21 protein-coding genes are annotated in these 14292 nt (G+C 54.8%); 10 read left to right on the top strand and 11 right to left on the bottom strand.

The window, feature by feature from the left end; all coding sequences use genetic code 11:
- Positions 1-444: thermonuclease family protein (locus tag C8R21_RS12570; protein WP_107763015.1), on the bottom strand; the 444-nt coding region annotated here is incomplete at its 3' end.
- Between the two features lie 315 nt (positions 445-759).
- On the opposite strand from C8R21_RS12570, the gene C8R21_RS15685 reads away from it, so the two are divergent.
- Positions 760-1197, top strand: a complete 438-nt coding sequence (locus C8R21_RS15685; RefSeq protein WP_146162489.1) for a hypothetical protein — start codon at positions 760-762, stop codon at positions 1195-1197.
- Here C8R21_RS15685 and C8R21_RS15940 read toward each other — a convergent pair.
- On the bottom strand, positions 1178-1327 hold the full coding sequence (locus C8R21_RS15940; RefSeq protein WP_181258938.1) for a hypothetical protein: 150 nt from the start codon (positions 1325-1327) through the stop codon (positions 1178-1180). The two genes, C8R21_RS15685 and C8R21_RS15940, sit on opposite strands and share 20 nt — an antisense overlap.
- A 396-nt stretch (positions 1328-1723) precedes the next feature.
- Between C8R21_RS15940 and C8R21_RS12580 the strand changes: the two genes are divergently transcribed.
- Together C8R21_RS12580 and C8R21_RS12585 are read left to right on the top strand one after the other, a co-directional pair.
- Positions 1724-1996 (top strand): type II toxin-antitoxin system Phd/YefM family antitoxin, encoded by a 273-nt coding sequence (locus tag C8R21_RS12580; RefSeq protein WP_107763017.1) that lies wholly within the window; start codon positions 1724-1726, stop codon positions 1994-1996.
- Positions 1996-2409: a putative toxin-antitoxin system toxin component, PIN family gene (locus C8R21_RS12585; RefSeq protein WP_107763018.1), complete on the top strand. Its 414-nt coding sequence runs from the start codon at positions 1996-1998 to the stop codon at positions 2407-2409. Before C8R21_RS12580 ends, C8R21_RS12585 begins: the two co-directional genes overlap by 1 nt.
- A gap of 82 nt (positions 2410-2491) precedes the next feature.
- Here the strand turns inward: C8R21_RS12585 and C8R21_RS12590 are convergent, their stop codons facing one another.
- Positions 2492-2743: a S26 family signal peptidase gene (locus tag C8R21_RS12590; RefSeq protein WP_107763019.1), complete on the bottom strand. Its 252-nt coding sequence runs from the start codon at positions 2741-2743 to the stop codon at positions 2492-2494.
- Positions 2744-2790: 47 nt separating this feature from the next.
- On the opposite strand from C8R21_RS12590, the gene C8R21_RS16145 reads away from it, so the two are divergent.
- The 4 genes from C8R21_RS16145 (at position 2791) to C8R21_RS12605 (ending at position 4288) form a co-directional block, all read left to right on the top strand.
- Positions 2791-2958 carry a type II toxin-antitoxin system RelE/ParE family toxin gene (locus C8R21_RS16145; RefSeq protein WP_219906664.1) on the top strand — a complete coding sequence of 56 codons (168 nt, stop codon included), beginning with the start codon at positions 2791-2793 and terminating at the stop codon, positions 2956-2958.
- A complete protein-coding gene (locus tag C8R21_RS16500) occupies positions 2958-3086 on the top strand; it encodes a type II toxin-antitoxin system RelE/ParE family toxin (protein WP_258192399.1) in 129 nt (42 codons plus the stop codon). Before C8R21_RS16145 ends, C8R21_RS16500 begins: the two co-directional genes overlap by 1 nt.
- Positions 3087-3210: 124 nt before the next feature.
- Positions 3211-3954: a hypothetical protein gene (locus C8R21_RS12600; protein ID WP_107763020.1), complete on the top strand. Its 744-nt coding sequence runs from the start codon at positions 3211-3213 to the stop codon at positions 3952-3954.
- Between the two features lie 49 nt (positions 3955-4003).
- Entirely contained in the window at positions 4004-4288 is a 285-nt protein-coding gene (locus tag C8R21_RS12605; protein ID WP_107763021.1) for an HU family DNA-binding protein, read from the top strand.
- Positions 4289-4342: 54 nt separating this feature from the next.
- On the opposite strand, the gene C8R21_RS12610 is transcribed toward C8R21_RS12605, so the two are convergent.
- Both C8R21_RS12610 and C8R21_RS12615 read right to left on the bottom strand, forming a co-directional pair.
- Complete coding sequence (locus C8R21_RS12610) at positions 4343-4576, bottom strand: hypothetical protein (RefSeq protein WP_107763022.1); 234 nt, start codon at positions 4574-4576, stop codon at positions 4343-4345.
- 106 nt (positions 4577-4682) lie between these two features.
- Complete coding sequence (locus C8R21_RS12615) at positions 4683-5468, bottom strand: Kazal-type serine protease inhibitor family protein (protein WP_107763023.1); 786 nt, start codon at positions 5466-5468, stop codon at positions 4683-4685.
- Between the two features lie 490 nt (positions 5469-5958).
- Between C8R21_RS12615 and C8R21_RS12620 the strand changes: the two genes are divergently transcribed.
- The gene (locus C8R21_RS12620; protein WP_107763024.1) at positions 5959-6867 is read left to right on the top strand and encodes a hypothetical protein; all 909 of its coding nucleotides are present in this window, start codon (positions 5959-5961) and stop codon (positions 6865-6867) included.
- 103 nt (positions 6868-6970) lie between these two features.
- Positions 6971-7159: a hypothetical protein gene (locus C8R21_RS12625; protein ID WP_219906665.1), complete on the top strand. Its 189-nt coding sequence runs from the start codon at positions 6971-6973 to the stop codon at positions 7157-7159.
- 32 nt (positions 7160-7191) lie between these two features.
- Here C8R21_RS12625 and C8R21_RS12630 read toward each other — a convergent pair whose 3' ends face one another.
- Positions 7192-7314, bottom strand: a complete 123-nt coding sequence (locus C8R21_RS12630) for a S26 family signal peptidase (protein WP_107763025.1) — start codon at positions 7312-7314, stop codon at positions 7192-7194.
- Between the two features lie 492 nt (positions 7315-7806).
- On the opposite strand from C8R21_RS12630, the gene C8R21_RS12635 reads away from it, so the two are divergent.
- Positions 7807-8043: a hypothetical protein gene (locus C8R21_RS12635; protein WP_107763026.1), complete on the top strand. Its 237-nt coding sequence runs from the start codon at positions 7807-7809 to the stop codon at positions 8041-8043.
- Between the two features lie 16 nt (positions 8044-8059).
- Here the strand turns inward: C8R21_RS12635 and C8R21_RS12640 are convergent, their stop codons facing one another.
- The 5 genes from C8R21_RS12640 to traI form a co-directional block, all read right to left on the bottom strand.
- Positions 8060-8683, bottom strand: coding sequence for an RES family NAD+ phosphorylase (locus C8R21_RS12640; RefSeq protein WP_107763027.1), 624 nt, complete (start codon positions 8681-8683; stop codon positions 8060-8062).
- Between the two features lie 12 nt (positions 8684-8695).
- Positions 8696-9322, bottom strand: a complete 627-nt coding sequence (locus C8R21_RS12645; protein ID WP_107763028.1) for an integrase — start codon at positions 9320-9322, stop codon at positions 8696-8698.
- A gap of 491 nt (positions 9323-9813) precedes the next feature.
- Entirely contained in the window at positions 9814-10341 is a 528-nt protein-coding gene (gene traF / locus C8R21_RS12650; protein ID WP_107763029.1) for a conjugative transfer signal peptidase TraF, read from the bottom strand.
- Between the two features lie 10 nt (positions 10342-10351).
- The gene (locus tag C8R21_RS12655; RefSeq protein ID WP_107763030.1) at positions 10352-12226 is read right to left on the bottom strand and encodes a type IV secretory system conjugative DNA transfer family protein; all 1875 of its coding nucleotides are present in this window, start codon (positions 12224-12226) and stop codon (positions 10352-10354) included.
- Positions 12223-14289 carry a TraI/MobA(P) family conjugative relaxase gene (gene traI, locus C8R21_RS12660; protein WP_107763031.1) on the bottom strand — a complete coding sequence of 689 codons (2067 nt, stop codon included), beginning with the start codon at positions 14287-14289 and terminating at the stop codon, positions 12223-12225. Before traI ends, C8R21_RS12655 begins: the two co-directional genes overlap by 4 nt.
- Positions 14290-14292 lie beyond the last annotated feature (3 nt).

A 14292-nucleotide genomic window follows, 5' to 3' on the forward strand; every position in this document is an offset into this window, starting at 1 on the left:
GCCCTTGAGACTGGCTGCCTTTTGAGCCTCGGCATAAAGCTGCTTATCAGCCAGCCGCAGATCTTTGTCATACTGTGTGTAATGCCATGCCAGTCCCACCTTGATCTGCTTAAGGTTGACGTCCTGTCCATCCAACAGCACTTTTCCCAAAACACGCTGATAGCGGTCTTGCTTGTGCCACTCCACTGCAACGGTTCTGCCAAATACCAGCGTGGCCAGGTTCTGCCGGGATACGGTGCCAAAGGGCTGCTTGCGCTCGGGCGCATCGATGCCTATAAGTCTTACCTTGTGCTGTTGTTTTGATCTGTCAAGGAGGGTCAGGGTATCGCCATCCGCGATCTTGACGACTTTGCCCCTCAGGATTTCTGCCTGGGCCAGGCAGGCGCATAAGGTATAGACAGCCAAGCCGATTATTAATCGGCTCGATCGGGTATAGGGGATCATGGCTCCGGCTTTCCGAACTTAATTTTCACAGTTTGACGGGTGGTTAGAACCCTGAGTGGACTGATATGTAATATGAAAATAGATCATATGCGTCTAACATAACGGTGATAAGCTGGGCGGATATGATCACAGACCGAAGCGGCCTGTGAGCTCGGTAAAGGCCGCGGTCAGCAGGTCAATGTAATGGTTCACCTGCTCCTCGCTCCACTGGCGACATAAGTTGATAAATTGTAGTTGTCACGACCTCATCTGGCAGTAAGAAGAACAATAACTACGCCAAATATAACTCCACTTCAGAATCAGTACTGGTCTAAAGTGAAAAACTTCGCCTTCTTTTATCTGCCAGGTAAAGCGTTTTTCTTACCCGGCAGGCAAATTAATTTCTATGCCTCACTTCCTGAACCTACCTCAACCGAAACCTCCTGTTTTTTTGTTCATGAGTGCCAGGAGCAGGAAACTGGGTTACGCGATCTTCAGGGCATCTCACGTTCCCGTTTTTCTGCGTTTTTTGGTCATTTATTCCCCCGTTTCGTAATTTTGCGTCGCATAAGGAGCTATGGGGAGGAAAGAGGGGGAAAGAAGCAGGAGAAAAGGAAGGGAAGAAAGGAGAAAAGAAAGGAAGGAAGGAACAAGGAAAGAACAGCAGCAGGAGGTAACAGCTCGCAAAAAGGACTTGTAAAAACGGCTCAAACCTACTCCTTGTCTAGGTTTGCGGCTGCTTTGTGTTTTGGTTTTATAGCTTCGTTTCATTGAGGTCTGGCGGTATGTCGATCCGGTTTTCCTCCAGTCTCATCCGATAGCTCGTCCTCTGGTGGATGATCTGTTCCAGGAGGATGATATCGAGCTGGGTCCTGCTTGCAAAGCCATCATGCTGCAAAAGCACGAGTTCTCCCCCTGGAACTCCATTGCCACTTTCAGGAGGCTCCCCTGGATGAGATGCTTACTATTTACGTCTATCTCACGCCCAACTTTATGAATCCCGACAGATTAGGGAATTCTGTGTCCAAAATCAAAACTCTCCTGGGTAAAGCCGCCGAACGATCCTTCAATGCTCTCTGGGCCGCCCTCGGCTGCATCATTGAAACCCTCCGGCCCCCGGAGTGCCGCAACTACTTCGCCAATTCCGGTATGTATCCAATTAAACGAGAAACACTCGAGCGGCAACGACCTTTTCGCCCGTGTAAACCGCTACTTTTTGGCTTCTGGATGGGTGATCTGGACATCAGGCGCACCTAAGACCATAATGATCATATTGGTTATTACTATAAGAGGTTGATGAATGATCACTGAAGTCAATGCCGTGAACTTCCGGCAGAATCTGGGGGAAATGCTCAATCAGGTCCAATACCGCAATGACAGCATCGTCATCAGCAAGGATGGCAAACCGGTGGCGGCTCTGGTGGATGCGGAACTGTTCGCTCGTATCCGCCGCATGTATGACCGCTTCGATGAGCTCAGCAATCGTCTGGCTGAAAGATACAGGAATGTGCCCGAGGAAGAAGGTTTGACCGAGATCGATACTCTGGTTGCAGAAGAACGAAAGCGTCGCTGATGCCGGCATTGCGCGTCGTGCTGGATACCAATGTGCTGGTATCGGGCCTCGCATATCCGGGCAGCATACCGGGCCATATCGTAGGGGCCTGGCGACATGGAGGCCTGGATGTTGTGCTGTCTCACTACATCCTGGATGAAGTGGCTCGCATTCTTCCACGGCTGTCCAGGGCAAAGTTGAGTCCGGCGGAAATCAGGGATCTGATTGACAGCTTCATGTTTCTGGCAGATGTGGTCGAGCCTGGCAATGAGCAAGACCTCAACCTACGTGATCCCGCCGACCAGCCGGTGCTGGCTACTCTAAAAACCGCCCAGGCACGCTACCTCATTACGGGTGACAAGGATCTGCTGGCCCTGGCTGAGCAGTATCCTATTGTTTCGCCGGCCGACTTCTGGGCGCGCCACGGCAGTTGACCGCCAGCCTGAAAACTATTTTGTCCTGCCCTTTTGGCGAAAATCACAACGCGACTGACGCTCCCCGGAGGATCTACAGTATTTAACTGGATGCTTGTGAGACTGAGAGTTCTTCATCACGCTTTTTGTCTAAAATACCGAAGAAATCCTGGAAGACAATCAGGGGCTTAATCACGCCCCTCACCTGACCCACGTCCACTGGCCCGAAGTAGCGGCCATCGAAGGATGACCAGCTCACGTCCGACATGAGCAGCAATTCGGACTCCTTCAGCGTGTAATCGGAAAACGTATAGCGGGGCAGAACCCTGCCTGCGTTGTCCGCTTCCCGGGGCACGGGCGAAGGGGAGAAGGTCCTCTACCAATCGCACCGTATAAGCGTGAATGCCAGCCATCTACAAGCGCCCGCTTGCTCAGGAAAACCTGATTGAGATTTGGGAATATATTGCCGATGACAGCATCGATCGTGCTGATGCCTTCATCGATATCGTTGATGGTAAGCTGAGAACGCTTGCAGTCCAACCCATGATGGGACGTGCCCGTGATAACTGATGACTGGGCTTCGTAGCTTTCCTGTCAGCCGTTACATACTGTTTTACGAACTGGTTACGGATGGCATTGCTTTAGTGCCCGTATTGCATAATGCCCGCGACATTCCCTCTCAATTCGAAAGCGAGTGATACAGCAGGAGAGCTTGTAACCTCTTGTTCCCCTCGCATTGGACTCCCATATCGTTTTTTTATTGGCTTCTCTGCGCCTACATGATAGGAATCGCGATAGACTTTCTGTTTATCCCATCCCATCATGGCTTCCGCTAATATCTATTACGACAATACGTCGCTTGAACGTTTGTTGGAGAAATCCAGGCAGGACTTCCCCATTGCAGGGGTGGCAATTAAACTGGAGCGAGATTCTTCAGAAACACGAGCCGACAGTGCTCATGAAGTTATCCGGATTGTTCTTGATCCACAACAACTTGCTTCATTGCTCGGGATAGCAAAGGTTGGGTGCGCGAGTGGCATTGCCGAAGTTGAGAGAAAACCTGCCGAACTGATAACTGAAGACTTATATGAATGGATAAGGCGATTTTTAAAAAGGCTCGCCGAGGATTTCATAAAGGACCCCCTTCGCGTTCGTTACGGAAAAGGCATTCGCGGCATTCACCTTGCTATTACCTCCGGTAACGATACAGAGCTGAAATGTGGATTTCATCTGGTTTACTCTGACAACAACAAGAGATTCAGTTATGACAGGCTGTCGGCTTGCCTGGACATCTTTCCCATCATCATTCGGCCCATCATCAGGTCTCTCGCAGAAACTGCAAAGGTAAGGGCAGTAACAATTCAGGGCTGTCCTGGGTTCGACAACCCGGCAAGCTGGCTATTTTCGATAGAAACCGGGGAGAATCTTTATAGTTTTCCTGAGATATTTCTGGAGAACGTTATTGATTCTGACACGGCCAGGAAAACCGTCAGCGACTGGACCAGACGCTCCAATGAAATAAAGAAAACCCCCTTAAGAACCATGAGAGCTTTCGATAGGAACTGACCTTTTCCTTGCAATAAGTGCAGCAACATAAAAAACGGAGACTCAAACCATGAATAAAAATGAACTCATCCAGGCAGTCGCCGCAAAAACCGGGTCGAGCAAGGCAGAGGCTGAACGCTGCGTTCGCGCCCTGCTTGAGACAATCTCGGAAACGCTACAAAAAGGGGAGCCTATAACACTCCCTGGTTTTGGCACTTTTGAAGTGCGCGCCCGGGGCGAGCGCACAGGGCGTAATCCTCAAACCGGGGAAGAATTGAAGATAGCCGCATCGAAGGTTGCCGCATTCAAGCCGGGGGCAACGCTAAAGGCCGCCGTGAACGGCAGCGGTAAATAAAAACCGGCAAAGCAGCTGATAGGATATTTCACGCGCGCGAAAAACCTATCGCATTCAAACGCGCTCAAAATTTCCTTCCAACCAGAGCGCCATTACTTCGTCGACAAGTTCGTCCGGATCCCAGCGTGACCAATCCACATTAGCCATATTTTCAAGCAAGATACCGTCTTTCCTTGGATCATCTGGTGAGGGTACCACTCTGGCCGTGATACCGGATTGATGCACGGCGACTCGGGAAATCATTTCAAGCGTCCAGAGTGAACGCCAGTTCTCGTTATCCCAGTTCATGATGTTTGCTCGATCCTTGGCCAGGAACGCGGGAGCGTTCCCGGCATTATCAACAGATGTACAGTCGGCTAAACAATAGCAAGTCACAGATTGCTATTTCAGGCATTTACTTCACGCAAATGCCGCTACAGTCAGCCCCGCCCCTTGCCGGGTCGCAATCGTCCGACGGATCATCCACACACTTCTTGCCTTCAGGGCATCGAATCCCTGCGATTCCCCCGCACGCTTGCTGCTCAGTCTTGCATTCACCCTCGTGGTCGATTGATACTCCTGCAGCTGCCGCTGTACAGGCGTTCCCGTACGTTTTTCCGTCGCAGCCGCAAACAGGCCGGAATTCGCGCGTGCAATTTCTTGGTTTTGTCTTGCAGGTGCCTTGCGCGTCCGCGATCTTGCATTGACCGACCCCAAAATCACAGTACTGTTTTTCATCGGGACAACGTTTTCCAGCAATGCCGCCACAAACGTTCCTCTCCCCTGTCCCGGAACCAACAGGTTTACACTGGTCTGTAAGCTCAACATTCAGGAAGGTACCTGTCCGTGGACGAATCTCGCGCAACTTGTGTACAAACTCCCTGAACTGGTTAGGTTTCGCGCTGAACCCTTCTTCCGCGCAGGCACTGATGCCACCTTCACGTGGTATAGGGCCTCCGATTCTTGGGCTGTAGACGATGAAAGTATCGACAGCCTCTGAGGAAATGGCCTTGCCGACCTCCCGGCGAACTCTCACCAGGGCGGAATTATCCAGCGCCCCTCCGGTGCTGCCGAGGTTAATGTTTACAGCACGGTTTGCCGGGTCACCGTTCGTTTCGCCAGCTTCACGTTGCTGGGCAATAACAGCGGTGGAGCCCAGCAGTACTGCTCCCAATAGAAAAGCATGAGTTAATTTCTTCATTTTTTCCTCTCACCAATAGTTAAGTTAACAAGATCACGTAACCGACCCTTTCTTCCCTCCTGGTGGAGTTACTCCTGGAGCAGGCGACCACAGCTCTTTTTCAACACCCGGCAATTAGCATCCCCCTTGAGTGGAAGTGCCTATTCTCATGCCGATGATTCTTTTCATGCTCGCCTGTATTTCCTTGCCGATCGGGAAAATTCTGCCATTTACCATTTTTCCGTCAGGGGTAAGGAAACACTATTAAAAATAGATCACACTTTCCAAAAAACAAGGGGGAATAACGCACGGAGATGCTAAAGCTGACCGGCTAAAGCCGGTGGTTTAAACCTGGGGATGGAAAATTAATCATGTTTGGACGCCGCTTTCGAACCAGCGGGAAGGACGACTTGGAAAACGGGTGCGGTAGCGTACATATAAAGGATTGTATCGAGCGTAGGTTATCGCGAGACCACATCAATGCTTTCTGACGATTTAGGAGGAGAGAATTATGGGCTGCCAACGGATTACGATAATTTGGATGGGGATTCTGCTGCTCGCCAGCAGCGCGGGAAGCGTGACAGCGGGACAGACGAAAAAGGTTGTTGAGATAGCGGCGCTGGATAGCCCAAGCGGTCCACCTCCTTGCGGCCAGGATGGCGTATGCAATGCGGTGGCATGCGCGCAAGACCCTGACTGCCCAAAGAAACTGCCAGGCAAATCCAGTTCCACGAGTCCGACACCCGACCGCGGTGTTCAGCATTTGTTAAATAAGCCGGTTCCCACTTCTACATCCGGCAAGACGCCGACAAACAAGACTTTGGCTAAGGCAGCCTCGGCGAATGGCGCGATCTATGGCGTGACGATCGGTGAGGATTCTGACGATCCATGTTATATGGAAATCAAATATCGGGACGTGGCAACCCGGGAAGCCCAATCATCGTTAAAGTTTTCGGAATGCGCGGGGCATAAAGTCGGGGATCAGCTCACCCCCTCGCTCCCGAGTGGCGCCTTCGTGACTGGCGTCCAGATTTGCATGAACTCGGCCAGGAACAAAATGAAAGGTATAGCGTTGATTGGCAACTATGATGCCTGCATTCTTGGCGCGGAGACCGTTACTGTAGCCGTGCCTCCTTGCACGCAAGGTTCTTCTGGTGGCAGTGAGTTCAATATTTGTGATCCGGACGCTCCTGCCTTCAAAACCGTCTCCTGTGACCGGTCTTTGACCTCCTTCGTCAAACGCCCGCATTGCCCGGGTTCCAAACGTGAGCCGCCGGATGAAGACTGGGAGAAGGAGATATCGTGTCCTGCTGGGATGCTGGCAACCGGCATGACGCTCAGAACCATCGACGGCAGCGGCGATCGCAAGATGATAGACGGCGTAGCCCTGGTATGTGACACCCTGGTTCCGGCCCGTTGAAGGCCCCAATCAAAATCCACTTTGACCGCTTGAATTCCATCACCTAAATTGAAGCAATTAACCCTTCGTCGGAGGGTTATAACTTCGAGTCAGGAGAACGCTTTTGCTCCCTACCGAACTCGTGAAACTTACGGCCTTGATGCAACGCACCAGTGGCAGCCCAGAAGTCAGGATTGGACTCATCGATGGCCCCGTTCTCACCCGGCACCCCGATCTGGCGGGAGGGCAACTCAACGAGATTGCGGGGCCTAATAGAAACCGATGGGGCTTACTTGAGGATGGAAGACACTGAGAGTTCTTCATCACATTTTTAAAAATGGGAACTCAAAAAGTGACCAAGGGCTTAATCACACCCCTCACCTGTCCCACGTCCACCAGCCCGAAGTAACGGCTATCGAAGGATGCCCAGCTTACATCCGACATGAGCAGCAATTCGAACTCCTTCAAAGTGTAATCATAAAACGTATAGCGGGGCAGAACCTACCTGCACTGTCACGGGGTTGAGCAGTTATCAACAGACCTATCTACGCCAATTGGGGAAAACTGAATTAGAGGGAATTCCCCTGACTAGTGCTCCTGTGTTTGGATGTGATATGTAACGAACGCAGGCCTTTCATTGCCAAAAATGCCGTACCGAAAATGCTCCCAATAACGCTTAACATCTGGTCCACTGATCAACAAGCTATTTGGTCCCCTGATCAACAGCTGAGTTCGCTTTGCGTCTGCCGACCTGGAGCATAATGCGCATCATCTTTGCCCATAACCATCTCTCGGGAATGAATCCAACCTCGGCTGACCACTGGTGCAGCTGTCTCCAGTCCAATCAGGGGCTAGTCCATTTTCCTGCTTGAATTGTTTCTCCTTGCATTCCCTTGAATCTCCACTATTTTTTAATCATGAGGCATCAGGTTAAGCTGGAACTGACAGGAGACGGGGACTATGCAAACTCGACACATATACCTAAAAATCGAGGAAATACCCAATTACAGTCCCGTTGCACCGGACGATGCGGAGCATCACAAGCACCGTCTCGACTGCATGAGGAACATGGGGCATGAGGATGCCACTATTCCCCAGGCAGAAGTGGATCGGCGCACGCTCAACGCCCTGGTCTACCGGGAATACCTGGATGGAGCCTATACCATCCTCAAGAACGATCCCCTCATTGCGCTTTAAAGCTCGAATCGTGTCTTTACCTCTTTCTGGCACGCGGACCAGGATCGAATTCCACGCCGATCCGGTATTTCTCGACGAAGCCTGGCCACTCTACATGTTCGGGCAGATCGATGTCGTCGACCACCTTGACCTTGCCCTGTGCCCGCTCGAACAATGCGATGCTGGTAGAGGGAAAATTGTTGCGCGACGGATAAAGTACTCCGTCGAACAGCGGCACGTGATCGGCATCCAACATCGCATGCAGCCGAGCGGAAACCCGCTGCGTGTGCGTGTAGTCACGGCTGGCCAATTGCTCTAAGGTCAAACCAAAGTAGCCTGCCATGACGCCTGCGGCTGTGAGGTCCGCCAATTGCAGAGCGTCCACTACACCGACCGCGCGTACCAGCCGGCTCTGGACTTCAATCAACGTAATCGAGCGTTTGGTGTCCTGGCCCCACTGGTGTTTGTGAAATACCGACTCCATCAATGCCGTGGGCAGATCGCGGCCAAGGTAGAGCACACCATAGTTCTTGGCCGGGTCGTCATAGCGGTTCGTGCCATCGCGGCCGTAGTACAGCGGCGTACCACGGTAGGCAACTCGGCTCACATGCTGAAGTAACTCACGTGAGTCGATGCGCAGCGTGGGAAGCTCGATGCCCATGCCACCCTTCCGTCAATGCACGCCAAGCACATTGAAGACCGCTTTTGCCACTGCATCGACCGAATCGGCAGTCACCACCTCCACCGGCGAACGCCCGGCCAATCCTTCGAGCGGTTCGGACAGGGCGCGGTACAGCGTCCAGGCATCAACCTCGAGCGCAGCCTGTAGCACGGTCTGGGTCAGTTGCTGTTTCACCGGATCGAGCTGCCAGTCGGGCAGCCTCTGGCCGCGCGGCCCCACGTTCAGCGCCAACAACCGGCGCGCTTCGATGTCCTTGTAGATCTGCTGGCGCGACTTGTTCGCCAGCCGGGCAAAGTCAGGTAGCGGCAGGTTATGCGACTGCTCAAAAGCCTCCAACAACAGGGCACGACCCCGCTGGATGTCGGTCTGGGTCGGTACCCAGCTGATGTCGGCACGCAACGCTGCAGCCTTCCTGGCCAAGGTCTGCTCCACCGTCTCCACTTCGATTTCCATGGACGATGGGAGTTCGATCGACTCAAGGCGTTCCTGCATGAACGCTTCCAGTTCGGCTGCAAAGGCCTGAGCATTCCGAATCTCGACGGTATTGGAGAAACGGCGTACTTCATCCAAAGTCACCCTTGGCAGGTGGTTAGCAATGAATTCCAAGGTCTTGGGCATGGATAGCTCCCGTTAACAGATGGAGACAATCTAGTCTCCTTTGTCTCTTTTGTCAATTATGACAACGCACACCGTCAAATGGGAACGGACCAGCATCCGATTGGTTCTGGTCGCGCTGCTCGGCTTGCCTTACAGGTGTAGCGACCTGCAATTAACAGTGGCCCGATCTCTTATCTTATAGATGCCGCAATCTTAATCAGGGCAGATAACTCTCTCTGAAACAGAAGCTTAAGCAGTTATCAACAGACGTATCCCCGCTAATCTTGGAAAACTCGATTAGCCCGGGATAGTCTGACAGGACGCGAGCCACATCAGGAGCAAGTCGTAACACGAAGCGGCTGAACATAATTGTCGCCGTATGCCCAGCATTCCAGGAGTGGTAGGGATACTGCTCTGGTTCACGTGGCTTGCCAGTGGCCGCCAGTTCTTGATGAGATGGCCCATTGCATGACCTCAAACTGCTTCTCTACAGAATGGCACCCATTGCAGGATCAGAATGTCACTACTGGCCGGATCACTCCCCTCACCTGCCCCGCATCCACCGGCCCAAAATAGCGGCCGTCGAATGACGTCCCGCTCACATCCGACATGAGCAGTAATTCCGATTTGCCAAGCCGGTAGTGATTAAACGAATAGCGCGGCATTATCCTTCCTGCCTTGTCGGTTTCAAGCGGCTTGCTTAAGGGCAACAGGCTGCCATTGATTCTCAGGCCCTCATCCGTCGAAACAATCCTGTCATTCTCCGTCGCCAGAACCCGTTTCATCATGTATCCGTAACCGCCCGGACAGAAGCCGGCGCCGATGTATCCGCGCTCACGCGCCTCATCGAACAGCGCTGTCTGTGGCGGACAGAAAATCACATATTCACCCTTCCCCACGGGTGCGTCTGTCAACCGGTAAATTCCGACTGGAATACTCTTCGTCGTATTGACCCGCAGGCCGGCGGCAAAGCAAACCAGGCACACAACCAGGAAACCGAGTACCCCTCCGATGAATGTGCGGCTAATCCAGAGCACCATGAGGTGTTATTCAAACCAGATCTGATAGCCGATCGCTTGTCGTGGGTGCCGGCACTTCCGCCCTCTTCTGGAAGATGGCATCCTGGAAATAGAGCGGCTGGCGCCCATAGATCGCGGGAAATCCCGCAACATAAATGATCATGTCGCCCGCGCGCTCGATCACATCATTCCCGTCTTTCACCCCCTTGACGGGTCCTGGCATGCGCAGGCACTCATCCACGGTCAACAGGGAGCGTTGCACCTCCTGCAGGGTGCGCGAGGTGTGTTTATCCCCCTTTGTCACCTGCTCTTTGACGATGGTGGTTTGCCCGGTGAGCTTGGAAAGGTGTTCCGCTGTCTCCACCCGGTTGGGGGGGAAGGCGTTCTGGATGTGGCAGTTGGAGGTGATGGACTCATCCTGCCCATAGCCGGTCCTCGACGACTTGAGCTGGTTGATGTCCTGGCAGATGAGATAACACTTGATGCCGTAGCCCGCGAGGAAAGCCAGGGATTCCTGCAGGATTTCGAGCCGTCCTAAGCTCGGAAATTCATCCAGCATCATCAGCAATCTATGTTTGTACACGGGCTTCGGCCTTCCTCCCTCGAATTCGATGCGGTCCGCAAGCAGGCGCACGATCATGTTGAGCAGGATGCGGATCAAGGGTCGCAGCCTTGCCTTGTCCGTGGGGCGCGTGACAATAAAGAGACTGACCGGATCATCGTGGTGCATGAGGTCGCGTATCCGGAAATGGGAGTCGCTGACGTTCCCGCGCACCACAGGATCGCGGTAGAGCGAAAGATAGGATTTGGCGGTAGACAGGACCGAGCCTGCCTCCTCCTCTGGCCGATCCATCATGTCACGCCCACTTGCATTCACGATCCGGTAGTTCGCCCCAGCAGAAGACGGTGTGGTAAACATTTCCATCCACAATTCTGAAATGTCGCGATTCGGATCGGAGAGCAGGGAATCGATGTCCGACAAAGATGGCGTTGTCCCGCCGCCACTTTGGGCCTGGTAGAGCGCGTGCAGGATAAGCCCCACCAGCAGCGCCTGGGCGGACTTCTGCCAATGGCTCTCCAATCCTTTTCCATCCGGATCGACGATCAGAGTGGCAAGGTTCTGCACGTCGCCCACCTCGAATTCGGAACCCACCCGGATTTCCTCCAGCGGATTCCAGTGGGCGCTACCATTTATCGAGGCAGGCTCGAAACGCAACACCCGGTTGCCCGCATATTGCTTCCTCCATCCGGCAGTCAGCTCCCACAGCTCGCCCTTCAGATCCGTGATGACGGCACTCTCGCCCCAGGACAGAAGGGTCGGCACGATAAGGCCCACACCCTTGCCTGAGCGCGTGGGCGCATAGCAGAGCACATGCTCAGGCCCCTCATGCCGCAGGTAGTACTGCCGCCCCCTTTTGTCGATCCAGGCGCCCACATAGACGCCAGTGGAACGCGATGAAGCATCACCCTGCCCTTTCAGCATCTCAAGAAATGAGCGGTTGCGAGGCAAGAGCCCTGCGGCAACGATGTCCTTTTTCTCGGCCCAGCGCGCGGAGCCATGCAGCCAGGAGTTCTTTCCGCTGTCAGTGAGATGCCGCTTCAAGGCCAGAAGCAGGATCAGCCCCAGGGATGCGCTCATCAAAGCCACGCTTCCCGCCATGGAAAACTCGTTCCCATAACGGTCCGGCCACAGCTTTGCCCACTCCAGGATTTTCCAGGGAGGGTAGAGAAAGTTCTGATGGGCACCCAGGGCAGCGTGATACTGGAATGCGTGCGCGAAGTACTGCGTGGCCGCACCCAGGCTCAATGCCAGCACCAGGAGAAAGAGTGCCGCCATCAGGAAGGGGCGGTTTGCGGTGTCTGCCCGGATTTGCGGGCCGCTGCCATTGTTGCCTCCCGGTTTCATCGCCGCATTCCTTTCGTCTCCAGCTCCCCGAGCCCCTGAATCCTCCTGATCGAGGCATTCCCGTTGTCGAGGGCGATGGCCTCACCCCGCTTGCACCCCGACATGCGCGCAATCACATCCGCCCCCACCGGGATCACGGCTATTTCCTCCGTGCTCATTTGTGCCAACAGCAGGAACTGCCCGTCCACCCGGCGCCAGCCGGCGTAGCGCATGTTAAGGCTCGGTTTCATTTCCCCGAGGACATGGTTTGGGATATCGGGGATTTTCTGCCGCTTCATTTCCCGCTCCGCGATATAGCGGCGTGCCGCAGTCTCGCCGGCGCTGGGGACCGTGGGGGCGCTGCCGGATGCGCCGTATGCCTCAGATGCCTGGCACCGTACTTCCGCTGATCGTATCCCCGCTGCGCCTGCCTTTTCCGCCCTGCCCTGCTCTCCTTTCAACTCTGCCTGCCTCATCCCGTCGAACCGGATATCGAGCTTAAGCGCCTGAGCCGTGGAGAGGACGCGCTTCCTGAACGCCGCATCGCCTTCGATCTTGATGGATCGCCCGAAGCGCTTCACCGCCATGGCAAGCGCTATTTCCAGCCCGTCCTGGCGGATAGCCTCCGAGACTTCCAGGCGCTGCCCGCTGTCGCGGATGGCGGATTTGCCCTGCGCGCAGCCCTGGGTATAGATAAGCGTGCCCTGCCTGGTGACGCTGTCGATCTTCATCCCATCCATCCCGATTCCGCCGTGGCACGCAAAATCCTTTCTCCCCTGCGGCGCCCTGTCCTGCTCCACCTCTTCCCGCACGCCCAGCAGGGCATTGGCGCGGCTATTGGCCCGACTGAGGGCAGTCCGCTGCCGCTTTCTTAAGGTCGCCAGCGCCTGTGCGTCACCCATGGCCGCGCGCTCGGCAAGCCAGTCAAACCAGGACAGGACTCTCGCATGCGAGAATTTTTCCTCATGCGCTGCCCTCTGCCGGGCATGGATGGCTCCGATATCCTCGCGCAAGGCTAAGCCTGCCTGCCGGTAGAGCATGCGTTTCATGAGCCGGTCGCAATCGAGTTGTTTGATCAGTCCGCGCTTGATCCTCGCGCGGTCCTTCGCCTGCGACACGAGGGAATGCTTCTGCGCGCGCAGCTCCTGCCGCATTTGCGCCCGCGCGCTGCGCCTGCGCGCCTGTTCTGAGAGATAGCGCTGATAGAGCGCGTCCGTGCCGGAATCGCGCGCTATCGGCCGTGGCTGATACGCCCTGTCCACCTTCTCTACTTTCTGTACCTGGCCCTTCTGTCCCCGGTTCGCCTGCAGCCGCGCAGCAGTTGCATCAAACGGACCGAAGCGCTTTTCGAGCTGAGCCTTGGAGAGGTCACGCGCAATCGAGCTTGCCTTGACCATTCGACCTTCCTCGTCACGCACGACCAGCCCGTTGCCCCGCTCCTGCAATGCAAGCCCGTTTCTTCCGAGCGTATCATGCAGTTCCCCCCAGCTTTGCGCCTGGCGCAGCTCTTCCAGGCACTCGCGCCGGATCCAGCCAAGCAGGCTTTCCACTCCTGCCAGATATTCCACGTCCAGGGCGCGATTACGGGCTCCAGGAGCGATCGTTTGATGATTGGTATGCATGAGGCCATGGACGTGCTCCAGACGCTCGCAGACGGCCCCCAAAGCCTTGTAATCGCAATAGGGATTGTGGATGGCAAGTGTCTTTGGATGGATCTTGTTGATGCCCACATGAATGTGCAGGTTGTCGGTGTCGGTGTGCACGGCACTCACGCGCTGGTGCTCGCCGAAACCCAAGGCAACGCAGACTTCGTCCTCGATGCTGCGCAAGGTCTCCGTCGAAGGGGATTCCCCCGCGGGAAACGAGATCAGGAGGTGATAGGTCTTGTCGCTGCAGGCGCGCTGGTTTTGCAGCTGGGTGGCAAGCACTTCCAGCACGGCGTCCTGCGCCTCCTGCTGGTGGCAGTTGGTAACCCTGACTTCCCCGATCCTCACCGCCTTGTCCTTCGCGTGCGTGATGTAGGCCACAAGCTCCTTGAAACTGCTGCGCCTGGCGGACCGCATGGGAATGTGCTTGGCAAGCATCCC

The sequence above is a fragment of the Nitrosospira multiformis genome, assembly GCF_003050865.1.
GTDB classification, from domain to species: Bacteria; Pseudomonadota; Gammaproteobacteria; order Burkholderiales; family Nitrosomonadaceae; genus Nitrosospira; species Nitrosospira multiformis_E.